At 62.5% G+C, this 21,487-nt stretch carries 23 protein-coding genes; 12 read left to right on the top strand and 11 right to left on the bottom strand.

Going from position 1 to position 21,487, the window contains the following annotated elements; translation table 11 throughout:
* The first annotated feature begins 13 nt into the window (after positions 1 to 13).
* The 11 genes from SAZ10_RS17680 (at position 14) to SAZ10_RS17630 (ending at position 8,291) form a co-directional block, all read left to right on the top strand.
* Positions 14 to 1,117, top strand: coding sequence for a glycosyltransferase (locus tag SAZ10_RS17680; RefSeq protein ID WP_318610674.1), 1,104 nt, complete (start codon positions 14 to 16; stop codon positions 1,115 to 1,117).
* Positions 1,117 to 1,917, top strand: a complete 801-nt coding sequence (locus tag SAZ10_RS17675; RefSeq protein WP_318610673.1) for a sugar phosphate nucleotidyltransferase — start codon at positions 1,117 to 1,119, stop codon at positions 1,915 to 1,917. Before SAZ10_RS17680 ends, SAZ10_RS17675 begins: the two co-directional genes overlap by 1 nt.
* Before the next feature lie 2 nt (positions 1,918 to 1,919).
* Positions 1,920 to 2,681, top strand: a complete 762-nt coding sequence (locus tag SAZ10_RS17670) for a TIGR04290 family methyltransferase (RefSeq protein ID WP_318610672.1) — start codon at positions 1,920 to 1,922, stop codon at positions 2,679 to 2,681.
* Positions 2,674 to 3,606, top strand: a complete 933-nt coding sequence (locus SAZ10_RS17665; RefSeq protein WP_318610671.1) for a beta-xylosidase — start codon at positions 2,674 to 2,676, stop codon at positions 3,604 to 3,606. The genes SAZ10_RS17670 and SAZ10_RS17665 overlap by 8 nt, the downstream gene beginning before the upstream one ends.
* A gap of 221 nt (positions 3,607 to 3,827) precedes the next feature.
* On the top strand, positions 3,828 to 4,586 hold the full coding sequence (locus SAZ10_RS17660; protein ID WP_318610670.1) for a PIG-L family deacetylase: 759 nt from the start codon (positions 3,828 to 3,830) through the stop codon (positions 4,584 to 4,586).
* On the top strand, positions 4,583 to 5,650 hold the full coding sequence (locus SAZ10_RS17655) for a glycosyltransferase (protein ID WP_318610669.1): 1,068 nt from the start codon (positions 4,583 to 4,585) through the stop codon (positions 5,648 to 5,650). Before SAZ10_RS17660 ends, SAZ10_RS17655 begins: the two co-directional genes overlap by 4 nt.
* A complete protein-coding gene (locus tag SAZ10_RS17650; RefSeq protein ID WP_318610668.1) occupies positions 5,647 to 6,645 on the top strand; it encodes a GNAT family N-acetyltransferase in 999 nt (332 codons plus the stop codon). Before SAZ10_RS17655 ends, SAZ10_RS17650 begins: the two co-directional genes overlap by 4 nt.
* Before the next feature lie 56 nt (positions 6,646 to 6,701).
* Positions 6,702 to 7,559: a class I SAM-dependent methyltransferase gene (locus SAZ10_RS17645; RefSeq protein ID WP_318610667.1), complete on the top strand. Its 858-nt coding sequence runs from the start codon at positions 6,702 to 6,704 to the stop codon at positions 7,557 to 7,559.
* A 78-nt stretch (positions 7,560 to 7,637) separates the two neighbouring features.
* The gene (locus tag SAZ10_RS17640) at positions 7,638 to 7,823 is read left to right on the top strand and encodes a hypothetical protein (RefSeq protein WP_318610666.1); all 186 of its coding nucleotides are present in this window, start codon (positions 7,638 to 7,640) and stop codon (positions 7,821 to 7,823) included.
* Between the two features lie 2 nt (positions 7,824 to 7,825).
* Complete coding sequence (locus tag SAZ10_RS17635) at positions 7,826 to 8,035, top strand: hypothetical protein (protein WP_318610665.1); 210 nt, start codon at positions 7,826 to 7,828, stop codon at positions 8,033 to 8,035.
* Positions 8,036 to 8,063: 28 nt separating this feature from the next.
* Positions 8,064 to 8,291, top strand: a complete 228-nt coding sequence (locus tag SAZ10_RS17630) for a hypothetical protein (RefSeq protein ID WP_318610664.1) — start codon at positions 8,064 to 8,066, stop codon at positions 8,289 to 8,291.
* A gap of 351 nt (positions 8,292 to 8,642) precedes the next feature.
* On the opposite strand, the gene SAZ10_RS17625 is transcribed toward SAZ10_RS17630, so the two are convergent.
* From SAZ10_RS17625 to SAZ10_RS17615, 3 genes are all read right to left on the bottom strand, one after another.
* Positions 8,643 to 9,608, bottom strand: a complete 966-nt coding sequence (locus SAZ10_RS17625) for an SDR family oxidoreductase (RefSeq protein WP_318610663.1) — start codon at positions 9,606 to 9,608, stop codon at positions 8,643 to 8,645.
* 151 nt (positions 9,609 to 9,759) lie between these two features.
* A complete protein-coding gene (locus SAZ10_RS17620) occupies positions 9,760 to 10,260 on the bottom strand; it encodes a PRC-barrel domain-containing protein (protein WP_318610662.1) in 501 nt (166 codons plus the stop codon).
* A 248-nt stretch (positions 10,261 to 10,508) separates the two neighbouring features.
* The gene (locus SAZ10_RS17615) at positions 10,509 to 11,588 is read right to left on the bottom strand and encodes a DNA topoisomerase IB (RefSeq protein ID WP_318610661.1); all 1,080 of its coding nucleotides are present in this window, start codon (positions 11,586 to 11,588) and stop codon (positions 10,509 to 10,511) included.
* A 175-nt stretch (positions 11,589 to 11,763) separates the two neighbouring features.
* Between SAZ10_RS17615 and SAZ10_RS17610 the strand changes: the two genes are divergently transcribed.
* Positions 11,764 to 12,051, top strand: a complete 288-nt coding sequence (locus SAZ10_RS17610; RefSeq protein WP_318610660.1) for a hypothetical protein — start codon at positions 11,764 to 11,766, stop codon at positions 12,049 to 12,051.
* Between the two features lie 69 nt (positions 12,052 to 12,120).
* Here the strand turns inward: SAZ10_RS17610 and SAZ10_RS17605 are convergent, their stop codons facing one another.
* The 8 genes from SAZ10_RS17605 to SAZ10_RS17570 all read right to left on the bottom strand — a co-directional run bounded on the left by SAZ10_RS17605 (position 12,121) and on the right by SAZ10_RS17570 (position 21,485).
* A complete protein-coding gene (locus SAZ10_RS17605; RefSeq protein WP_318610659.1) occupies positions 12,121 to 12,993 on the bottom strand; it encodes an ABC transporter permease in 873 nt (290 codons plus the stop codon).
* Positions 12,994 to 12,998: 5 nt separating this feature from the next.
* On the bottom strand, positions 12,999 to 13,943 hold the full coding sequence (locus SAZ10_RS17600; RefSeq protein ID WP_318610658.1) for an ABC transporter permease: 945 nt from the start codon (positions 13,941 to 13,943) through the stop codon (positions 12,999 to 13,001).
* Between the two features lie 71 nt (positions 13,944 to 14,014).
* On the bottom strand, positions 14,015 to 15,583 hold the full coding sequence (locus tag SAZ10_RS17595) for an ABC transporter substrate-binding protein (protein ID WP_318610657.1): 1,569 nt from the start codon (positions 15,581 to 15,583) through the stop codon (positions 14,015 to 14,017).
* 86 nt (positions 15,584 to 15,669) lie between these two features.
* On the bottom strand, positions 15,670 to 16,680 hold the full coding sequence (locus SAZ10_RS17590; RefSeq protein ID WP_318610656.1) for an oligopeptide/dipeptide ABC transporter ATP-binding protein: 1,011 nt from the start codon (positions 16,678 to 16,680) through the stop codon (positions 15,670 to 15,672).
* Positions 16,677 to 17,699 carry an ABC transporter ATP-binding protein gene (locus tag SAZ10_RS17585; protein ID WP_318610655.1) on the bottom strand — a complete coding sequence of 341 codons (1,023 nt, stop codon included), beginning with the start codon at positions 17,697 to 17,699 and terminating at the stop codon, positions 16,677 to 16,679. Before SAZ10_RS17585 ends, SAZ10_RS17590 begins: the two co-directional genes overlap by 4 nt.
* A 10-nt stretch (positions 17,700 to 17,709) precedes the next feature.
* Entirely contained in the window at positions 17,710 to 18,882 is a 1,173-nt protein-coding gene (locus SAZ10_RS17580; protein WP_318610654.1) for a mandelate racemase/muconate lactonizing enzyme family protein, read from the bottom strand.
* Positions 18,879 to 20,417 carry a M81 family metallopeptidase gene (locus SAZ10_RS17575; protein ID WP_318610653.1) on the bottom strand — a complete coding sequence of 513 codons (1,539 nt, stop codon included), beginning with the start codon at positions 20,415 to 20,417 and terminating at the stop codon, positions 18,879 to 18,881. Before SAZ10_RS17575 ends, SAZ10_RS17580 begins: the two co-directional genes overlap by 4 nt.
* 24 nt (positions 20,418 to 20,441) lie before the next feature.
* Positions 20,442 to 21,485: a succinylglutamate desuccinylase/aspartoacylase family protein gene (locus SAZ10_RS17570; protein ID WP_318610652.1), complete on the bottom strand. Its 1,044-nt coding sequence runs from the start codon at positions 21,483 to 21,485 to the stop codon at positions 20,442 to 20,444.
* Between the last annotated feature and the right edge of the window lie 2 nt (positions 21,486 to 21,487).

Raw genomic sequence — 21,487 nt, 5'->3', positions numbered from 1 at the left:
GGAGACTGAGCGCGTGAAGATGGTCATCTTCGGACTGAGCGTCAGCTCATCCTGGGGCAATGGACATGCCACGCTGTGGCGCGGATTGATTCGTGCGCTCTCGCGGCGCGGCTGGACGATCGTCTTCTTCGAACGTGACGTACCTTACTATGCAGGCGCTCGCGATCTCGACACTCTGGAGGGCGGAGAACTCGTCCTTTATCCCGATTGGGCCGAGGTGCAGCCGGCCGCCGAACGTGAAGTCGCAGACGCCGACGTCGCGATCGTGACATCATACTGCCCCGATGCGATCGCAGCCACCGACCTCATCCAGGAGGCCCCTGTCGCTTTGCGGGTCTTCTACGACCTCGATACGCCGGTCACACTCGCGCATGTCCGCAGAGGCAAGCTTCCAGCCTATATCGGACCGGACGGCCTGCGGGGATTCGATCTTGTACTGAGCTATGCGGGCGGTCCCGCGCTTGCCGAGTTGCGCTCGGCGCTTGGAGCGCGCATGACGGCACCGCTCCATGGCCATGTCGACCCGGAGCGGTATCGACCAGCCGCAGCCAATCCCGATTTCGCAGGCGATCTTTCCTACCTGGGCACCTATGCAGCGGACCGTCAGGCGGGCGTCGACCGTTTCCTCGTGCAGGTTGCGCGACGCAGGCCCGACCTCCGCTTCGTCATTGGTGGCGCGCAATATCCGCAGGAGTTCCCCTGGGCCGGCAACATCTACTTCGTGCGCCATCTGCCGCCTCCGGACCATCCGGGCTTTTACGCATCGTCGCGGCTGACACTCAACGTGACCCGGCATGCGATGGCGGAGATGGGCTGGTGCCCCTCCGGACGTCTGTTCGAGGCCGCAGCGTGCGGAGCAGCCATCGTAACGGACGTATGGCCGGGCTTCGACACCTTCTTCGCGGCGGGCGAAGAGATCATTCCCGTCGAGACGACGGAGAATGTGATCGCTGCTCTTGAGCTCAGCGACGAGGCGCTTCGCCGGATCGGAAGGAATGCCCGTGAGCGCGTCCTGGCCGAACACACGTCAGATCGGCGTGCGCAGGAGCTGGAGTCCATCCTTGCACAGTGCGGCAATGCGCAGCGCTCATCCCAGCCAGCGGCGGAGGCAATCTGATGCTCGGCATCGTACCAGCCGCGGGACGCGGCAGCCGGATCCAGCCACTCGGGTTTTCGAAGGAGCTGCTGCCGGTCGGAAGCCGCGTCGACGGCGCGGTCGAGCGGCCGTGCGCCGTCAGCGAATATCTCGTAAATCGGATGATCACGGCGGGAGCGGACAAGGTCTGCTTCGTTATCGGACCGGGCAAATCCGACATTCTCGAATATTACGCGGCGGGCTACGAACAGGCGTCAACTGCCTTCGTCGTTCAGCCGACGCCCGCCGGGCTGTGCGACGCGATCTTTCGTGCGACCCCCCTCGTCCATGACGACGAGCAGGTCCTTATCGGCCTCCCGGATACGGTCTGGTATCCGGAGAACGGGTTCACTGCCCTTCCCGATGGCACGCTGTCGTTTCTGCTGTTCCCAGTCGAGAGGCCAGAATTCTTCGACGCCGTCGTCGTCGATCGAGCCAACCGCGTTCGCGAGATCCAGGTGAAGCAGCCCGACGCGCAGTCGAACTGGATTTGGGGGGCGTTCAAGATGCCAGGCGGAATATTGCGCGAGTTGCACGCTCTCTGGCGCTCCCGCGAAGGCAGCGACGAATATGTCGGCACCCTCATTAATGCCTATCTCGCTGCGGGCGGTGAAGCTTTCGGCATAAAGGCGGGCTCAGATTACGTGGACGTCGGTACGTTCAACGGCTATCGCGCAGCGATCGACCTTCTTGCCCGGATGGAGAGATCCAGCAGAGACGAAATTGCTCATGCCCTGCTCGCGACGGCCGAGGCCCCCATTCCAGCGGTGCAAGGACGATAGCGATGCATCTGTCGACCGCTGAAATTCGCCGCAGGATCGAAGCGCTTGGCCCATGGTTCCACAATATCGAGCTGCAGGGGGTATCGACGGCGCCGGACCATTTTCTCGGCAACTATCCGTTCGTCAAATGGAGCAAGTTCGCCTCAGAGCTCCCTGCGGGCCTGGCCGGCAAAACTGTCCTCGATATCGGCTGCAATGCCGGCTTCTATTCGATCGAAATGAAACGGCGCGGCGCCGACCGCGTGCTGGGCATCGATTCCGACGAGGGTTATCTGGCGCAGGCGCGCTTTGCGGCGGAAGTGGCCGAAGCGGATGTCGAATTCCGGGAGCTCTCCGTCTACGACGTCGGCGCTCTCAGCGAGCGCTTCGACATCGTCCTGTTCATGGGCGTGCTCTACCATCTGCGCCACCCGCTCCTCGCGCTGGACCTCGTTCGCAAGCACTGCGTCAGGGAACTGATGGTGTTTCAGTCGATGCAACGCGGAAGCCCGGAGCTGGTCGCGCTACAGGCAGATCACGCCTTCTGGGACACCGAGCCGTTCGAAAATCCCGGATTTCCCAGGCTGCATTTCATCGAAGACAGATATGCGGGCGATCCCACCAACTGGTGGGTCCCGAACCGGGCCTGCATGGAAGCGATGCTGAGGAGCTCGGGCTTCGAGATCGTCTCTCATCCCGAGGAGGAGGTCTATTTCTGCCGACCGGCAGGCCCGCCTGCCGGCGAAGGCCCAGTCTATCCAGCCAAAGGAGAACCGGATGATTGAAGCGGCCATGATCTGGAACGAGCCCAATAACAAATCGCACTGGGACCCGGAGATCGATCCGGAATGGAGCCTGTTCGCCGAGATGACGGCGCTCGCAGGTGACGCGATTGCGGCAGAGAATTCCAGTGTGACACGCGTGCTCGGCGGCATTTCGCCGATCGATCCCCTGTTCCTGCGGCGCATGCAGGGATACGGCGTCCTTGATCACGTCGACGCTGTCGCCGTGCATGGTTTTCCGCTCGACTGGAATCTCTGGAAGATCGATGAGTGGCCACAGAAGCTCGCCGAGATCCATGAGGTCACGGATCTCCCGGTCTGGATTACCGAGGTCGGCGTCTCGACCTTCGGCGCCGAAGAAGTTCAGCTTTGGGGACTGAAGAGGACGGCCGAGCTGCTGCTCGGCCAGGCACCACGCATTCAGTGGTACAGTCTCTACGATCTCCCGCGCGCATGGGAGGCGACGACCCGGCACCGCGAGGCCGAAGGCTCATCCTACTATCGCCATTTCTATATGGGGCTGCTCCGCGAGGACGGTTCGCCGAAGCCCGCGCTCGAGGAGTTCGCCAGGTACACTCCACAGCTGGGAATTGCCCAGTGGTTCGACTTCGAAGACTATCGACTGGATGAAGCGGTGCGCTGGCTGAAACGGCTGGGCGTCACCTCATTGCGCACTGGCCTGTCCTGGGCCGACAGCTTCCGCCCCGGCGCGCTCGACTGGTTCGACCGGCAGATGGACGCGATTGCCGATTTCGACGTCACGATCACCTTCTGCTTCACGCCTGCGCATCGGGGTATCATGCCGCATCACACCAGTGCCCCCCTGGTACCGGAGGAATTCGCCGAGTTCTGCAGCACGATGATCCGGCGCTACGCGCCTGTGGTTGGCCATCGCAAGATGGAGGGATTGTCTCTGCCCGCGGCCTGAGGCGATGGAAAGCTCACACGCACAGGACTCCCCTGCCCTGGAGCATGATCCCGAACCGATGGTCGGCGATGGCAAAAAGTTGCAGAGTCTTCGGCCAAGATCATGCGGGAAAAGGGACTTGAAGCAGGATGGATAATTCTTTTCCAACTCACCCTGCTCTCAGCGAATTCGCCGGGCTGCTCAGGTCTGCGGATGCCGTCAATCCCGCAGGCGAGGACGTCATGGTCGTCGTCGCTCATCCGGATGACGAGACGGTCGGAATCGGTGGTCATCTTACAGCACTGAGCCAAGCGACCATCATTCACGTGACCGACGGCGCTCCGCGCAACATGCGGGATGCCTACGCTCACGGATTCGCCACGTGGCAGGATTACGCCGAAGCTCGTCGAGGCGAACTCGCAGCTGCGATGGGCGAAGCAAGCATCGACGTCGACCAGCTGCTCAATGTTGGAATGCCCGACCAGGAGGCGGCCCACAACCTGGTGCCGCTCGCATTGCAGTTGGCCGGTCTGTTCCGCGACTCCAGGCCCCGCTTTGTGTGCACCCATCCGTTCGAAGGCGGGCATCCGGATCACGACGCCATTGCCTTTGCCGTCCATGCGGCATGCTGGTTGACAGAGGGGACCGGACTCGTTCCTCCGGCCGTCGTCGAGATGGCGTTCTATCACGCCAGCCCGGCTGGTCGCGTTTACCAGCGTTTTCTTGGCGACACGGCTAAAACCTCTCTCGAAATTCCGCTCGATGGCGCTGCTTTGGAACGCAAGCAGAAGATGCTCTCCCACTTTGTCACGCAACGTTCGGTGCTCGCGCCGTTCGACTCGCCGGTCGAGCGTTTCCGTGCCGCGCCGCACTACAACTTCCTCAGCCTGCCCAATGGCGGCCGGCTGCTCTACGAAGAGCTGAAGCTCGGTCTCACCGGGCCGGAATGGTTGACGCTCGCGAGAGCGGCGTCCGAAGAACTCGGATCGATGCCGAGATGAAGAAGCTCACCGTGCTCAATGTCGCCTACCCTCTGGCCTGCGTCGGTCCGGACGCGGTGGGCGGCGCCGAGCAGGTTCTGACCGCGCTCGACCGGGCCCTGACGGAAGCCGGCCATCATTCGCTGGTGATCGCGTGCGAGGGTTCGCAAGCCGCCGGCGAGCTCATCGCCGTTCCAGCAGAGAACGGCCTCCTGGATGACGAGGCCAGGCGGAGAGCTCATGCGCGTCATCGCAAGGCTATCGCTGCGGCTCGGATCCGCTGGGATGTCGATGTCGTCCATCTGCACGGCATAGACTTCGACGCCTATCTGCCGGATGACGGACCAACGTTGGTTACCTTGCATCTGCCGCTCGACTGGTATGCGCCGGCGTCCCTTCGGCCGAACCGCCACGATCTTTGGCTACACCCTGTCTCCGCCTCACAGCTAGCCGGCGCACCCGCAGGCGCGATACTGCACCCGCCCATTTCGAACGGGGTCGACGTCGAGCGCCTTTCAGCGCGCCATGCCAGACGCAATTTCGCGCTGATCCTCAGCCGCGTCTGCCCGGAGAAAGGCATCCATCTCGCTCTCGATGCCGCCCGTGCCGCGGATCTGCCGCTTCTGATCGGCGGCCAAGTCTATCGATACGAGGCTCACGAGCGCTATTTCGACGACGAGATTCGCCCCCGCCTCGACGCTCGCCGGCGCTTCCTCGGGCCACTCGGGTTCGAACGCAAACGTCGCTTCCTTAATGCCGCCCGCTGTCTTGTCGTGCCCAGCCTCGCGCACGAGACCAGTTCGCTGGTCGCGATGGAAGCCCTTGCCTGCGGCACGCCCGTCGTGGCCTTTCCGAACGGCGCTCTTCCCGAAGTCATCGATCATGGCCGCACCGGATTCCTGGTCCGGGATACCGCCGAAATGGCGCATGCGATGAAGGTAGCCGGCATGCTCGATCCGGATTTGTGCCGGTCTACGGCAGAGCGCCGCTTCCCGCTCCACAGGATGATCCTTTCCTATATGGATGCCTACCGCGCCTTGGCCGCAGTCAAAGGCGAGCGGCCCGACCTCGCGACCGCACGATGAATGCCCATTCCCTCCACGCCGAGATCATCCGCGCTCCGGAAGCTCTCGAAGCATCCTGTCAGGGATGGTGGGAACTGTGGCGTCGCTGCTCTTCCGCCACGCCCTTCCAGATGCCGCCATGGCTGATGGCCTGGTGGCGTTGCTTCGCGCCCGGGGAACTTGCAACCATTGCGGTGTGGCGGGGCTCGCGCCTGGTCGGGTTGGCGCCCTTCTATGATGAGCAGAGCGCGCAGGGTCACCGGTTGTTGCCACTCGGCATTTCGGTCAGCGACTATCTCGATGTGCTGATCGAGCCGGAGGGGCAGGAAAGCATCGGCGCTGCCATGATCGACGCCGGCCGCTCGCTTGCCTGGCAGAGCTGGGAATTAGAGGAACTGCACCCGGATGCACATGCGCTGGCGCTTCCCTGCCCTGACACCCTCTGCTGCCGACGTGTCGATCAGAGCGTCTGCCCGGTGATCGAGCTGCGGGGAAAACCGGATCTCGCCGGTTGTGTCCCCGCCAGGCGCAGGCGGCAATTGCGCCGCGCTCAAGCCGCGGCCAACCGGATTGGAGAGGCTACGATCACCGCTGCGCAGAGCCGCCCCAGCTATTTTCTGGACCACCTTTTCCGGCTTCATGCGGCCTGCTGGCAGGTGCGCGGAGAAGCCGGAGTTCTTGATCACCCGGCCGTCAGGCGATTTCATCGGGAAGTGCTGCCGATACTGGCCGACCATGGCGTGGCGCGCTGTTACCTGCTCGACATCGGCGGGATTGTCGCCGGAGCATATTATGGCTTCCTCGATCGCGGCCGTGCCTACGCCTATATAGGCGGGTTCGATCCCGAGTTTGCCGAGCAGAGCCCGGGTTCGATCCTGATCGGACATGCGATCGCCGAGGCGATCCGCGCAGGCGCCAGTGAGTTCCATTTCCTGCGCGGCCGTGAAAGCTACAAATATAGCTGGGGCGCCGTCGATCGCTTGAACCAGAAGCTCGTGTACAGCCGCGTTCCATGAACAAGCGTCGCGCGCGAAGGCTGGGGCACCGGCTGGAGCAAATGACACGCGAGTGCATGGAAGGTCGTTTGTCTCCGGCCGCAGCGCTCGTTCGCATCATCCTCGAAACCGACACTTCAGCCGATTTCGATGCATTCTTGTCAGGGCCGACCCGCCCGGTCGCCGAAAGTGCGCCGGCGGCCGAACGCCTGAATACTTTGTCCGATCTCGCCAGGCAAAATGCCGACAGCTGGAATGCAGTTCGTGCGGCCGCTGCCGCGGTGCCGCACGACCTGGCTCCGCTCGATGACCCTCGACCGGAGGTAGCGCGTTTGGCGGCAGCCTTCGATCGCGCGGCGAAATCCTCGCCGGAGGCCAGCGTGGCTCTGTACTCGTTCGGAAAGGCCGATCGGCTGGATGCCGCAACCGAAGAAGTCGTTGCGTGGCTCGAGGTTCGCGGAGCGACGGGAGCGGAGCGGGACGTCCTCGATATCGGCTGCGGCATCGGCCGGCTGGAATGCGCTCTTCACCAAAAGGTTCGCAGTATCGTCGGCATCGATATTTCACCTGAGATGGTCAGGATCGCCCGCGAACGGTGTGCGGAGCAACGCAACGTTCGGATCCAACTCACCTCCGGAATGGATCTGGCACAGTTCCCGAATGCCGCATTCGACTGCACGGTTGCGCTGGATGCTTTCCCTTACCTGCAAATGGCGAGCGACCTCGCCGAAAGGCATGTTGCCGAGGCTTCACGCGTCCTGCGGCCGAACGGCGATCTGGTTATCCTGAACTTCTCGTACCGGGATTCGGTCGAGATGGACCTTGCGGAGCTGCTCCGGTTCGCGGATCGTTACGGTTTTCGCATCCGCACGAACGGTATTCGTCCCTTCAGGGAGTGGGACGGCGTAGCATTCCATCTGTCGAGGTTTGACTGACAATGGATTGGCGCAGACCGGCCGGAACCATTGCAGAGCTTGGCTGTTCACCCTTCGGAGCATCTGAAGGAGGTAGCCATGATAGGCAAAGCACCCCCCACACCTCCCGAGAACCGGAGCCCCAAGGGCCCGGGCGACTCGAAAGAGGCACCGCTGGACCAGAAGAACAAGGGTGGATCTTCGATTCAGGACCCGGAGAAGCGCGGGCAGCAGGGCAATACCAGGGTGAACATTTCTCCCCAGCGCAGTCAGCAGGACCGTTGAACATGTCGACATCCAGCAAGACGCCTGCGAGCATCAGACAAGGCGGCCCTGGCGCATCTCACGAGAACGCCAAGGCGCCGCTGGAAATCAAGAAACCACCGCCGGAGCCCGATCAGCGCAGCCGCAGCAAGAAATCCGGCGGAGGTGGTGAGCGCGATAGCCATCACTCTCATGACCCTGAGAAGAACACCCGACCCGCCCATCGTGGGTAGTCGCGGAACCCAACCACGGAAGAAGCACATGGCACACGCGGACAAGAAGCATTTCGGCAAAGCCTCGCATGGCAAAGGTTCGGGCAGCGGCGCGATGACGAACGCGCGGAAGGACCTTCTCGGCGAGAACATGGTTCTCTCCAACCGGGACAAATCACAGCATTCGCGGGAGCGCGGGCTGGACAGCAAGGAAACGCAGACCGAACAGTATCAGGACCACGTCGGCAGCCGTGAACCGCGAGGTCGGGAGCGTTAGCGCATCGGCCGAAAAGCGCGCGCGGTTTTCGGACGAATCCGATGCGCAAACAAATCGATAGAGCGGCGTGGTGGTTCAATTTGAACGCACGCCGCTCTAGCCGCCACGCAAGCGGCGATCGGCCGCCAATTCAATGGGAACCGCCATGGATGTGCTTTGGCTGATAGTAGTTGTGCTCGGCCCGCTGCTTCTGGCAGTCCTGATTGCCTATGTGTTGCTCACGCGCCGTAAGTTGGGACCGCGAGAGCGGCAAGCCCAGCGGGAAGCAGTCGAGCGAGTATATCGCGACGAGCCCGAAGACGGCGCCAGGCGCCCTCATTGAGCCAGTTTGGCCAACGCCGCCAATCTCACTCAATATCCGCCAATTATCGGCAGGATTTCTCCGGTGATGTAACTGGAGCAGTGTGGCGAGGCCAGGAATACGTAGGCGGGTGCGATCTCTTCGGGCTGGGCCGGTCGCTTCATCGGCGTCTGCGCACCGAAATTCGATACGTCTTCGGCTTCCTTGTCCGTCGGGTTGAGCGGCGACCAAACCGGTCCGGGTGCTACGGCATTCACCCTGATGCCTCGCGGCAGCAGGTTTGCGGCGAGCGAGCGCGTGAAGGCGTGAATGCCGCCCTTGGTCATCGAATAGTCAAGCAACTGGCCCGAGCCTTCGATGCCCGTCACCGAACCAGTGTTGATGATGGCCGAGCCTGGCGCCATGTGCGGAACCGCCGCCTGAGCCATGTAAAAATAGCCATAGAGATTTGTCTTCAGTGTCAGATCGAAGTGTTCCGGCGTGAGGTCCTCTAAATTCTTGGTGTGGACCTGGAATGCCGCGTTGTTGACCAGGATATCGAGGCGACCGAGCTTGCCGATTGTCTCGACCACCACTGCCCTGCAATGGTCGCGATCGGTGACGTCGCCTGCCAACAGGATTGCGCGGCGCCCCTCTTTTTCAACCAGCGCTTTGGTGGTCTCGGCATCGTCGTGCTCGCTGAGATAAGCGATTGCTACGTCCGCTCCTTCGCGGGCAAATAGAACAGCAACCGCCCGCCCTATTCCGGAATCCGCGCCCGTTATCAGCGCAACCTTGCCGTCCAGTTTCTTCGAACCGATGTAGAACGGCGCGTCGTACAGGGGCTGCGGGTCAAGCTTCGCCTCTGACCCCGGCTTGGCTTGATGCTGCTTGGGAAAAGGCGGGACAGGATATGGTCGGGCTCCGGTCTGCGGCGCTCCTTCGCTGCCGCCCGGGTCTTGATGCCGATCGGCATGAGCCACTTGCTCCTGCACGCCGCGCTGCCTGTGCTCCATCTCTTCGATTCGGTTTGGCATGGCCTCGATCTCCGACTGCTCGAACGGGCAGAACGACGATGCGCGAAACATGTTCCCGGCATGGCCCGCATGTTGCAAGGCGACACAGGCACCGGGTCCGGATCGCCCGGCCGGGCCCGGCATTCCGAGGGAAACTCCCGCGTATTCCGGGTTACTTTTTGGTGGTGCCCATCGGATTGGTAGTTGGCGCCGTGTTGCCTGTGATCGAACCCGTCACGGATTCATTGGGTTCATAGGCCTTCCGATCGAATGACGGCATCGCCTGAAGCTGCTCCTTCGTCGCGTTCGTGACCAGCCAGCGGTTGCCGTTCGCTTCCACCATGGAAACTTTCGGGAAGTCGACTGCAACGTTCTTTTCCCCGATACCAAGGAAACCGCCCACGCCAATCACAACCGATTTGACCACACCGTTCTTATCGATGACCAAGTCATTCACGTCCCCGATACTTTTCGCGTTGGTATCGGTTCCGTTATACACACTCTGGCCAATGAGTCGGCTGGCCAGATAGCCCTCCGGTTGGACGGGCCGAGCGGTCTGCGCGGGCGCCGACGGCTGCATAGTGTTGCCGCCGCTGGGGGGAGCCTGCTGGGCGGAAGCACCGGCCGCCACGACTGTTGCAACTGCCGTTGCCGCCAAGAGGTTGCGGATCATGATGCATTCTCCTTCTGCTGATTGCCTGCAGGGCCCACGGAAGTTTTCCTGACGGGCGGGGATGCAGGCCACAACAGCCCAACGCAACCAAAGCTCAATTGTTCCGGCTGGTATTTAGCTACCTGGATAAGAACAATTCAACTTTTTTATTTGCTGCATCAAAAACTGTATTATCCTGGTATAAGTACTATTAGGATTCTTATCGGTCGGAGCAACAGTCACACTGTCCAATTGAAGGCCCTCAGGTGCTATGCGGCATTCGAGCGCTCGGCGTTTTCGAGCCATCGCAGCACGATGGCCTCCGCCACATCCAGTCCGCGCGGGACCTTGCGAAAGCGGCTTTTCACCGCGGCCAACTCGCCGGCCAACCGCCCTTCCTGCCAGGCCTCGAGCACGAGCGGATGGATATAGCACCTGCGGCAAACCGCTCGCGTGTTGCCGAGTCGCGCGGCGACCTCATCGATCGCTCTGTTCATGACCAGCGCCATCTCGCGTTTGGTTTGTGGCCGTTCGGTCGTTGCGAGAATTTCCACGGCTCGCGTCGTTCCGCCCCATGTCCGAAAGTGCTTGGAAGTGAAGTCCGCCTTGCCGGCGTTCCGGATGTAGTCGTTCACGTCCTGCGACACCACGGCGCCCCGGGAACCATCCGCGTTGAGATACTGAAAGAGGTGCTGTCCAGGTATATCCTGTGCTCCCTTGACGATCTTGACGATGCGGCGGTCGCTGATCCTGAGCTTCCATTCCTTGCCCGATTTGCCGCGAAAGGCGAAACGTAGGGAGGAACCCTCGACCGTCACGTGGCGGTCGCGCAAGGTCGTCAGACCGAAGCTCTTGTTCTCACGCGCATAGGCCGTATTTCCGACCCGGATCAGCGTATGGTCGAGCAGCCAGACGATGGAGGCGATCACACGTTCGCGTGGCAGCCCTCTCCTGCGCAAATCAGCATCGATACGCCGTCTCAGGCGAGGCAGAGCGCGCGCGAAGGCCGTCAGGCTCGAATATTTCACTTCATCGCGACAGGCGGTCCATCTCGGATGATAGCGGTATTGCTTGCGCCCGCGATCATCACGGCCGGTAGCTTGAACGTGGCCGTCGGGACTCGGCGAGATCCAGACGTCGCTCCAGGCTGGCGGAATTGCCAGGCGCTTGATCCGTTCGAGGGTCGCGGGATCGGTGATCGTCCTGCCTTGCGGGTCCGTGTACCGGAACTGCTTTCCCATTCGCTTGCGGCGGATGCCCGGCTCGGTGTCGCTGCCGTAGATGAGCGAAGCCGCCTCTGCCGAAATGATGGCATCCCGCGCATTGGCTTCATCCAGGCTTGCTCGCACGCTGACTACTCCATGCATTCGAGAATTGCGGGGATCGAACGCTCGGAAGGTCATGACGTTCCCTAGCTGGACTGCGCACGCCCAGCATTCCGGAACATTTGCCGGCTGACAGGCTTTGGGAAAAGAACCGGCAGGTGGCGACCAGCGACAAGAGAGCGGAAGGAGGTCACTGCTAATGAAAGACCGAGAAATCAGGCCGTCCATAAATCGCCGCGCGACCGGCGCGAGAAAATATCCGCTGGACCCGGATGCACCAGAGGCGGAAGAAAATACCGAGATCGATCAGGCAGCCGCGGGGAACAAGCCCCCCAAGGGGCCCTATGGATTGACCGAGCCGCTCGACCAAACAGCAGATGAACTCAGTCAATCCGACAATGTCGACCAGCCGCGCAAACCGACCGTGGCCCAAGACAGGACGGACGACCACACCAAAGACCGCGATCGGCCCGACGAACAGACATGAAGCCCTGATTGGGGGAAGCAAAATCCTGTTGACGCGCTCTGCGGGTCGAGAGCCCGATCAGAACAGGAGCTATCTGCCGTCGCTGTCGTAGTAGTCGCTAAGTCCATCCCCGAGCAGGTTAAGGCCCAGGATAATCGCAGACACGGTTATTCCCACTGTTATCGCGAGCGACGGCTGGATTGCCAGATAGTTCTGCGCCTCGCGCAGCATGGAGCCAAACGATGGCGCGGGGGGCTGCACTCCTAGCCCCAGAAACGACAGCGCAGCCTCCCACATGATCGCCTGAGCCCCGTCGAAGCTGGCGACTATGATCAGCGGACCGACCATGTTGGGAAGAACCTCGTGGAGCAGGATGCGTATCTCGCTTGCCCCTAGTCCGCGGGCAGCCTCGACGAACTCGCGGTCCCGCAGTTGAATAGCGACGCCCCGGGACACCCGCGCGAAATCAGGGATAGCCGCGAGCCCGACAGCGATCATTGCGTTGGTGAGCGAAGGATTGAGCAACGCCACGATGACGATAGCAACCAGCACGGTCGGAAAGCCCTGCAGGATCTCTATCACGCGGGAGATGACAAGGTCGATGAGGCCGCCGAGACCTCCGGCAACGAGCCCCAGCAGCGTGCCGAATATGCCGCCGATGAGGACCACGATCAGGAACGCCTGTGCCGCGACACGTGCGGACCCGAGCAGCCGGCTAAGGACGTCTCGGCCGAGCGGGTCGGTGCCGAGCCAGTAGGTGAGGCTGGGAAGTTGCAGTGCCTCGCCAAGATTGGTGTCGGTCATCGAATGGGGGGTAAGCCAAGGCCCGAAAATCGCGGCGAGGATAAAAATCGTCACCAGCGTCACAGCCACTGGCGAGCGGCGCATGAGGTAGCTGGCAATGTGGCCGCTGCGCCTGCCGAAGGATCGGGAGGCCCCGCCGGCCGGCGTTTCCGCAGACATTGCCGTCATCGTGTGCGAATCCGCGGATCAATCAGCGAATAGACCAGGTCAATGGCGAGGTTGACCACGACATATCCCGTCGCGGCGAGCAGCACCACGCCCTGGATGACAGGGTAGTCCCGGTTCAGCACGGCGTTCATCCCGAGCCGTCCGAGACCTGGGATCGAGAAGATGATCTCCACGATGATCGCGCCGGAAATGAGCACGCCAAGCTGAAGGCCGATGTAGGTGACGGTCGTGATGAGAGTGTTTGGCGCGACATGCTGCAGGAGGATGCGGGCATTACCGACTCCCTTAGCGCGGGCCGTGTCGATGTAGTCTTCGCGAAGCACGTTCGCGGCGGTCACGCGGACGAAGCGGACCAGCGACGGTATCAGATAGATTGCGAGGGTCAGGACCGGCAGGATCATTGCCCGAAGATTCCCTGTGGGGCTGCGTGAGATGGAGACGTAGCCGCCTGACGGAAGAAGCTTGAAAGTCACGGAAAACAGGATGATCAGCAACAGGCCGACCCAGAAGCCAGGGACGGAAATGCCCAAGGTGATCAGGCCGGCGATTGGCCGGGCCCACCATCTGTCCCGCTTTTCGGCAAGCAGGAGGCCCATCGGGATAGCGATGACGATCGCAAGGGCCAGGCTGAGGATAGCGAGTTCAAGCGTCGGCGGAAGCGCAGCCGCCAGCAGCTCGTTAACGGGCTTGAAGCTCAGATTGGACGTGCCGAGGTTGCCCTTCAGCGTCTGCTGCAGCCATATGCCGTAGCGGACCGGTAGCGGCTTATCGAGCCCCATTTCATGCGTGACGACCGCAATGCGTTCCGGTGTTGCCAGATTGCCGAGCAGTACCGCCGCTGGATTGCCGGGAGCCAGGGCGGTGGCGAAGAAGGCGAGCGCGCTGACGCAGAACAGCGTAATCAGACCGCCCAGCACCCGCCCTACGAGATAGATCGCCATGACGTCGTTTCCGGAAACGCGCGGCGGCCCTGGAAGGCCGCCGCAGCAGTCTAGGTCGAAGTGGCGCCAGCCTAAAGCGCGATCTGTTTGTAGTCGTCGATGCCGCTCGGCCCAATGATCAGCGACTTCGCCGCCTCCGTGCCAAGGAAAAAGAGCGGCAGGTGATCGACCGTGATCTGCGGCATCTCCTCGAGCAATAGCGTCTGCAGCTGCCGATAGAGAGCGATGTGCTTCTCGGGGTCGATCTCGGCCGCCGCCCTGGCGACCAAATCGGCATAGCCGGCAGGATTCCAAAGGCTGACATTCGCGGCCGGCGCAAGATTAGGCGAGTTGAACATGCTCGCCGGATCTTCGGGACCCGTGTTGTAGTTGTTGGTCGTGAGATCGTAGTCCGGCTTGGTCAGGATGCGGTCGATCCAGACGGTGATCTCCAACTCGCGGATGGTTACCTTGTGGCCGATGCGGTTGAGGTTATCCTGCAGGAGCAGAGCCATCGACTTCAGCGAGTCGAAGCCGGTCGGCGTCAAAATCTCCATGGCCAGCGGCTTGTCCTTGGTGAAGCCGGCCTCTGCCAGAAGCGCGGCCGCCTTGTCGAGGTCGAATGGATACTGGCTGGCTGAATCAGGCAGATAGGTGGCCATTTCCGGCGGAACCGGGTTGATGGTCGGTCGGGCCAGGCCGAACCAGATCGTCTTGGTGTAGGCTTCCCGGTCGAAGGCATAGGCAAGTGCCTGTCGTACCCGCTTGTCGTCGAAGGGCGCGCGCTTTGTGTTGATATTGAAGTTCTCGTAAAGCACGTAGGGCTTGGTCTGGATCACCTCGATACCGGCCACGGATTGGGCCTGCACGACGTCCTTGCCCTCGACGAGTGCGACCATCTGCAGCGTCCCATCCTGCAGCCCGGCCAGACGCGCTTGCGAATCCGGCACGATCCGCCATTCGATTGCGCCAATTTTGGCCGGTTCGCGGTGGCCGTCATATTTCTCGACGCGGATGTGGTCGCCTGGCGCCCAGGCGGCAAATTTGAACGGCCCGGTGCCGACTGGCGCCGTGGTGATGGTGCCGATGCTGGCCTCGTTGACGATCTGGATCACGGCCAGATTGGCAAGCAGGCCGGGAACGGTATTGGCGAGAGTCATCACTACGGTCTTGTCGTCCGGGGCCTCGACCTTCGATACCGCGACGAGTTGCGGCGAGAAGGGGCTGCCGACCTTCGGATCCTGAACCCTTTTGATCGAATAAACCACGTCGGCAGCTGTGAACGGTGAGCCGTTGTGCCATGTGACGCCGGATTTAAGGGCGAAGGTCCAGGTCAGACCATCGGCAGACGTCTTCCAGGAGTCCGCCAGCAACGGGTCAGCCTTCAGCGTCTCCGGATTGATGAATACGAGCGCTTCGAAGACCGTCGAGCGGATCGTATGACGGAAGACGTCCAGGGGTGACATCTGCGGGTCGAGCGTCTTGATGTCGCTCGAAATGCCGACAACCAGGTCTCCGCCCTCCTGCGCGATGGCCCGGGATGCAAAGCCCAAACTTCCTGACGTTGCACCCAAGGCCGCCGCGCCTCCCAGCAGCCGCAGGAATTGCGCGCGGTTCAATACAAGTCCCCCGAGGGGCTGCTCCGAATTCGATGCGGTCATTTCCATTCCCCTTTTTTCTGTTATGTATTCTGTATACCGTATTTTGATGTACGACAACCTTGCCCGTCAAGCGGACCTTGTCCGAATTAGTGCGGCGACGACTCCTCTTGTCTTAATGGAAAATGGCAGGCCACGAGCCTTTCGGCGCCACCGGAGGCGGCCGTCAGCCGCGGCTCCACGGCAGCGCAGATCTCGCGTGCGTATGGACAGCGCGTATGGAAGCGGCAGCCTCGCGGCGGCGACAGTGGATTGGGGACGTCGCCTTTGAGCACGATCTCGTTGCGTATCAGGCGAGCGTCGGGATCCGGGGTCGGGATCGCTGACAGCAACGCCTCGGAGTAAGGATGGAGCGGGGCGGCGTAAAAGATCTCCGACGGCGCCATCTCGACCAGGCGCCCGAGATACATAACGCCAACCCGATCCGAGACATGGCGGATGACGCCGAGATCATGCGAGATAAACACGATCGTCAATCCGAACTCCGCCTGCAGATCCTTGATCAGATTGAGGATGTCGGCCTGCACGGAAACGTCCAGCGCCGAGACCGGCTCATCGGCCACGATCAACTTGGGTCCTACGGCCACGGCACGCGCGATACCAACCCGCTGCCGCTGTCCACCCGACAGTTCACGTGGAAGCCGCTCCATGAATTGCGAGGGCAGGCCGACGCGCCGGAGCAGGCTTTCGGCTTCGATGTCGAGAGCACTCCGCCCAGCGCCCGGATGCCTGATAGCCAGCGCATCGCCCAGGATCTGCCGAACCCGCTTCCGCGGATTGAGGCTGGTAAGCGGATCCTGGAAGATCAACTGTACGTCGCGCCGCAGCGGCTTGAGCTCGCGCATCGAACGATGGGTGATGTCTTCCCCGGCGAATTCGAGACGTCCGGCCGTTGGCTCGGTTAGCCTTACGATGCAGCGTGCGAGGGTCGACTTCCCACAGCCGGATTCCCCGACCAAGCCAAGCGTTTCGCCGGCGACGACGTCGAACGATACGTCGTCGACGGCACGCACCCACATGCGCTTGCCGCGCAACCATCCGCCACGCGCAGGAAAATACTTCCGCAGCCCCTCGAGGCGGACAAGCGGCGCACTGCTCATGGGGCTATTCCCGGGGCCGCTCCCCGCCGGGCGGCCTCGACGCCGGTCGGAAGCCAGCAGCGATCGAGATGGCCGACATCCGCGACCTTGCCTTCCAACGACGGAGCCGAGCGGCAGCGCTCAAAGGCGAAATCGCAGCGCGGCAGGAATGCGCAGCCGGTAGCTCGGCCCAAGGCCAGAACCGGCGGCGTGCCTCGGATCGAGGGCAATCGTGTCGACCGTGCGCGGTTGGCCGCAGGCATGGAGGCGAGCAAGCCAGCCGTATAGGGATGTTGTGGCGAACGGAATACCGATCGCACCTCGCCGATCTCGACGCATTGGCCGGCATACATGACCATCACCCGATCGGCGATTTCGGCGACGATGCCGAGATCGTGGGTAATCAGGATCAACGCCATCCCGTATTCGTCCTTCAGCCGCGCGAGAAGGGTCAGGATCTGCTTCTGGGTCGTCACGTCCAGCGCGGTCGTCGGCTCGTCGGCGATGAGCAGCTTTGGCGAGCACGCGAGCGCGAGCGCGATCATCGCGCGCTGGCGCATGCCGCCGGAGAATTGGTGCGGATAGTCATCGATCCGCACCTGCGGATTGGGAATGCCGACCTGCTTGAGCAGATCGAGCGTGCGCTGTCGGATTGCCCCGCGCGACAGATCTGTATGCAGTCTCAACGCCTCGCCGATCTGGCGGCCGATGCGATGCAGCGGGTTCAGCGAAGACATAGGATCCTGGAAGATCATTGCGATGCTCGCGCCGCGCACCTTGCGCATTTCCGCATCGCCGAGTTGCATCAGATCGCGGCCATCGAACAGGATTTCTCCATCCAGCCGGAAGTTGGGATTGTGCCGGTTCAGCCCGATGATGGACCGTGCCGTCACCGTTTTCCCGCAGCCCGATTCACCGACCACGCACAGCACTTCGCCCGGCGCTACGGAGAACGAGACATCCTCGACGAGCGTCACGTCAGCCTGCGCCATCGAAAGATGGACGGTGAGGTGGCGAACATCGACGAGGGACTCCTTCATCGCTGCGCTCCTAAGGCGTCGGTGTCGCGAAAACGGTTCGACCGCCGATGGTGATCTCCACGTCCACCCTGTATTTGGCGAGCGCGGCAGGATCGACTTCGATGCCGAGGCCAGGGGCGTCGGGTGCGTTGATCTCGCCATTCTCGTCCGGGACAATGTGATCCAGGGTCAGGTCGACCGCAAGCTGCTGCAGCCCGGTTGGGAACTCGCATATGCGGTGCTCTTCGAGCCCGGCGAAGGGCTGCAGCGATGCGCTGAGCGCCAGGTTCGATGTAAAGGTGTGATTGATGTAGGTCACACCGCGTTGGACAGCATAGTCGGCGACCTGTTTGGCAGGCCACAGCCCACCGATCCGACCGCAATCGATCTGGATGTAGCCGACCCTGCCGTAATCGATGAGATGCTCGGCCATGTGCCGGCTGTGGGCAGCTTCTCCTCCGGCACTGCGTACGGTCCTCAGTCGCTCAGCCAAGCCGGCATAAGCGCCGTAGGCAGAGCCGTGGAACGGCTCCTCGAAGAATGTTACGCGGTTACGCTCCATGGCGTCGAGCCGCGCGGCGGCCGCTTCGACGTCCTCGCCGAAGATCTGGCCGGCGTCGATCAGCAGTATACCGTCCGGCCCGAGTCCCTCTCGGGCGGCATCCAGTTGGGCAATATCGCCGGCCAGCGACTCGCCGAACGGCGCCCAGCCGAATTTGGCTGCGCGAAAGCCGCGGCTACGAATCTCTTTTGCGCGGTCTAGCGTCTGCTGAGGCGAGCCGCCGAAGAGCACCGACGCATAAGGCAGCTTGGGATAGGCCCGCTCATATCCGAGCAGCTTCCAGGCAGGCACGCCTCTGGCCTTGCCCAGGATGTCCCATAGCGCCATTTCGATGCCGGACCAGGTGTGGGCCGCCTGCAGCAGATCCATGCTGTCGTAAGCGACGGTTGCGGCCATCCTGCGAATGTCGTCCGGGCTGTCGAGCTTGGCGCCGAGCACAGACGCCGATACCGGACGACATGCGCCATGCGACATGGGGCAGACGAAGGCGGCAATCGAAGGCAGCGGCGCGGCCTCGCATTCGCCCCAGCCGACGTGCCCGCCCGCCGAGACCCGAACCACCAGCGCATCCTGGCTGCCGTCGGCCGCCGTCGTGACCTCCGGCATTGCCACGTAGAAGAAGTCCACGCTGTCGATCTTCATGGGGTTCCTTTGCCTGCCGGCGTTGCGATGGGTGAAGCTGTTTCGGGAACTACGCCGCGGTCATAGAGCACCGGCTGCGGTTCGAAGGTGGTATCAGGTTCCAGCGGATAGATCGGCCGGCGGCACAGCCGATGACCCAGGCTGGCGAGATTGGCCGAGGTGGAGCCGGGCGCGTCGACGTTGAAGTTCTTCTCGACCCAGCCGTCATACATGTGGAACTCGGTATGCGGCGACTTCACGATCGTCAGGTCAAAGTTGTGCGGATCGAGCCCGTTTGCGTAATACATGGCGCGATCGAAGAGATGCACTGCCCTGCTCATCACCACGACGGTGAAGTTTTCGAAGCTCAAGACCGCGGTCGGGCCTGCATCGAGCGGCAGGCCCATCGTCTCGAGCCTGGCCCGCCCCCGCGAGAGGCTCTCCACCATCGCCGTGACGGTCAGGGGCTCGAAGCGCCGCCGGTCATAGGTGCCGCCGATCGGCACGGTGATCGTGGTGCCCACACCCGCTGCGTGAGCTGCGCGCGCCGCGTCCGGATCGACGATCTGCGCGAGCACGCGGCGTGCGTAGCCGCCCTCGCGCAGCGCCTTGATGAGGCAATTGGAATCGCCGCTGGCGCCGGACGAAGTGGCGTCGGCCGCATCCGTGAAGGCCACCGGACCTTCAATCATCGATGCGAGAGAGACAGCCTTCTCTACCGGAACCAGCTTGCCAACCAGTCGATGCCGGCCCGCCCAGATGGAAGCGGCAAGCGCGCTCGCGCAGGCGGCAGCCGTTTCAGCGTTCTCGGAGATCACGATTGCTTGGGTGCAGAGCTCTGGCGCATCCGTGAAGGGGTTGCCGATCATCACCCCCGCCGCGAGTGCCCTGCCGTCCCGCTCCATCAGGCGGGCATCGGCAAGCACGTCGCCGTAAAGGCCGGTACGGGTGATGCACTCGTCGCCACGCGCCAGCATCGGCACCGTCACGCGGGCGGTGATCGGCCGGGCGCCGCGGTCCACGATATTGAGCAGCAGTTGCGCGGCTCGACGACCCGTATCCGCGAAATCGACATGTGGGTAGGTGCGATAGATCGCCAGCCCATCAATTTGGCGAAGCATCCGGTCAGTCAGGATTCCGTGCAGATCGAGCGAAATGACCATGGGAAGGTCCGCGCCGAACATGCCGCGTAACGCGTCCAGCAATTCGCCCTCGGGGTCGGCCTCACCCTCCGCGCCCATGGCACCGTGCAGTGAGACGAAAAGCGCGTCGACCTTGCCTACATGCGGACGCGCCGCATCGAGCAGCTCACTGCGCAGCCGGAGCCAGCCGGCCCGTGCAAGGATACCGGCGCTGCCCGCCCGCGCGGCCATGGCCGGAACAAGTTCGACATCTGGTCGAGCTTCGAACACAGCGAGCGCGCCGCCAATGGCGGTGTTCAGTCCGCGTTGCTTGTAGAGTTCATCGCCATGTTCGATGGCGAAGTCCTCATATTTTGACGGAAGCGGATTGAAGGAGGATATCTCCTGCATGCATTCCGCGATCAGCACACGCATCGCTTGTACTCCGACAGAACGCGCTCAGCCCGCCGCCAGGACATCGTCGTAGTCGGCCATGACGACCGCGACGACGTCGCCGCGCGTGATACGGCCTGGTCCTGCCGACATCCAGAGCACGCCGTCGCGCTCGTACCGCAGTTCGAGCGGCGGGCGATCCACGTCCTCTATGAAATGCAGCCAGCCGGCGGGCTGGCCCGCCTTGACGGACTCCCCCGTCAGATTGGCTGGTTCGAAAAGGGCACTTGCCGGCGAGAAGGAATAGCAGGCCTGGTCGCGCACCATCATGTGGCGCGTACCGGCCGACCCGTTTTGCTGGCCGGTTTCCGGCGTCCCTTCCATCAAGCCGAAATGCTTAAGGATGTTGTCGACGCCGCGGCGAGCGATGCGCACACCCTCGACGTTGACGCGTCCCCAGCCGCCGAGTTCCGTCCCAAGTGAGATCGCGCCCCGGCGCTCTACGCAGGACGTGAAGGTAGCACCTTCGTCCACCCCCCAGAAGACCGTGTTGTAAGGTGCACCGAATGCAGCGGCTGCAGCCATCGTCCTTCGGCGGCGATCCGCATCCGGAAGGTAGTGCATGTTGGTGGAAAGGGCGGAGTCGAAGGAATGGCCAGCGGTGTGGATGTCCACAGACACATCGACGAAAGGCAGCACGTTGCTGTCGAGGAAATGCGCCAGCATCTCCGAAAAGGTGCCGCGCGCATTGCCCGGAAAGCAACGGTTCATGTCGCGGTCGTCTACCGGACTGAGCCGAGTATCGTTCAGCACTGCAGGCATGTTGTAGGCCGGGATCATGATTACGCGGCCTTGCACGCTTGCGGGATCGAGGGTCTGGGCGAGGCGCGATATGGCGATCTGCCCTTCATACTCGTCGCCATGTATCCCGCCCGTGAAAAGGACCGTCGGGCCGCTGCCGTTCTTCACAGACACGATCGGGATCTCTACGACGCCCCAGCCCGAATCGTTGCGTGACAGCGGCGCGCGCAACACGCCGGCCTGGCGGCCGGCTTTGTCGAAATCGATCGGGTTCCTTATCCGAGTCGGTTCAAGCTGAAGCCCGGCCATGT

Source organism: Mesorhizobium sp. BAC0120 (assembly GCF_033542235.1).
Lineage (GTDB): Bacteria > Pseudomonadota > Alphaproteobacteria > Rhizobiales > Rhizobiaceae > JAWRCU01.
Note: the sequence above shows the minus strand (reverse complement) of the source record. Positions and strands in the feature narration are given on the sequence as shown.

Coding starts and splice junctions, on each gene's coding strand:
- SAZ10_RS17640 (WP_318610666.1), top strand. CDS start 7,638: ATGATAGGCAAAGCACCCCCCACACCTCCCGAGAACCGGAGCCCCAAG.
- SAZ10_RS17655 (WP_318610669.1), top strand. CDS start 4,583: ATGAAGAAGCTCACCGTGCTCAATGTCGCCTACCCTCTGGCCTGCGTC.
- SAZ10_RS17610 (WP_318610660.1), top strand. CDS start 11,764: ATGAAAGACCGAGAAATCAGGCCGTCCATAAATCGCCGCGCGACCGGC.
- SAZ10_RS17620 (WP_318610662.1), bottom strand. CDS start 10,260: ATGATCCGCAACCTCTTGGCGGCAACGGCAGTTGCAACAGTCGTGGCG.
- SAZ10_RS17650 (WP_318610668.1), top strand. CDS start 5,647: ATGAATGCCCATTCCCTCCACGCCGAGATCATCCGCGCTCCGGAAGCT.
- SAZ10_RS17675 (WP_318610673.1), top strand. CDS start 1,117: ATGCTCGGCATCGTACCAGCCGCGGGACGCGGCAGCCGGATCCAGCCA.
- SAZ10_RS17585 (WP_318610655.1), bottom strand. CDS start 17,699: ATGAAGGAGTCCCTCGTCGATGTTCGCCACCTCACCGTCCATCTTTCG.
- SAZ10_RS17660 (WP_318610670.1), top strand. CDS start 3,828: ATGGTCGTCGTCGCTCATCCGGATGACGAGACGGTCGGAATCGGTGGT.
- SAZ10_RS17600 (WP_318610658.1), bottom strand. CDS start 13,943: ATGGCGATCTATCTCGTAGGGCGGGTGCTGGGCGGTCTGATTACGCTG.
- SAZ10_RS17580 (WP_318610654.1), bottom strand. CDS start 18,882: ATGAAGATCGACAGCGTGGACTTCTTCTACGTGGCAATGCCGGAGGTC.
- SAZ10_RS17665 (WP_318610671.1), top strand. CDS start 2,674: ATGATTGAAGCGGCCATGATCTGGAACGAGCCCAATAACAAATCGCAC.
- SAZ10_RS17625 (WP_318610663.1), bottom strand. CDS start 9,608: ATGCCAAACCGAATCGAAGAGATGGAGCACAGGCAGCGCGGCGTGCAG.
- SAZ10_RS17645 (WP_318610667.1), top strand. CDS start 6,702: ATGGAAGGTCGTTTGTCTCCGGCCGCAGCGCTCGTTCGCATCATCCTC.
- SAZ10_RS17635 (WP_318610665.1), top strand. CDS start 7,826: ATGTCGACATCCAGCAAGACGCCTGCGAGCATCAGACAAGGCGGCCCT.
- SAZ10_RS17570 (WP_318610652.1), bottom strand. CDS start 21,485: ATGGCCGGGCTTCAGCTTGAACCGACTCGGATAAGGAACCCGATCGAT.
- SAZ10_RS17575 (WP_318610653.1), bottom strand. CDS start 20,417: ATGCGTGTGCTGATCGCGGAATGCATGCAGGAGATATCCTCCTTCAAT.
- SAZ10_RS17670 (WP_318610672.1), top strand. CDS start 1,920: ATGCATCTGTCGACCGCTGAAATTCGCCGCAGGATCGAAGCGCTTGGC.
- SAZ10_RS17630 (WP_318610664.1), top strand. CDS start 8,064: ATGGCACACGCGGACAAGAAGCATTTCGGCAAAGCCTCGCATGGCAAA.
- SAZ10_RS17605 (WP_318610659.1), bottom strand. CDS start 12,993: ATGTCTGCGGAAACGCCGGCCGGCGGGGCCTCCCGATCCTTCGGCAGG.
- SAZ10_RS17590 (WP_318610656.1), bottom strand. CDS start 16,680: ATGAGCAGTGCGCCGCTTGTCCGCCTCGAGGGGCTGCGGAAGTATTTT.
- SAZ10_RS17595 (WP_318610657.1), bottom strand. CDS start 15,583: ATGACCGCATCGAATTCGGAGCAGCCCCTCGGGGGACTTGTATTGAAC.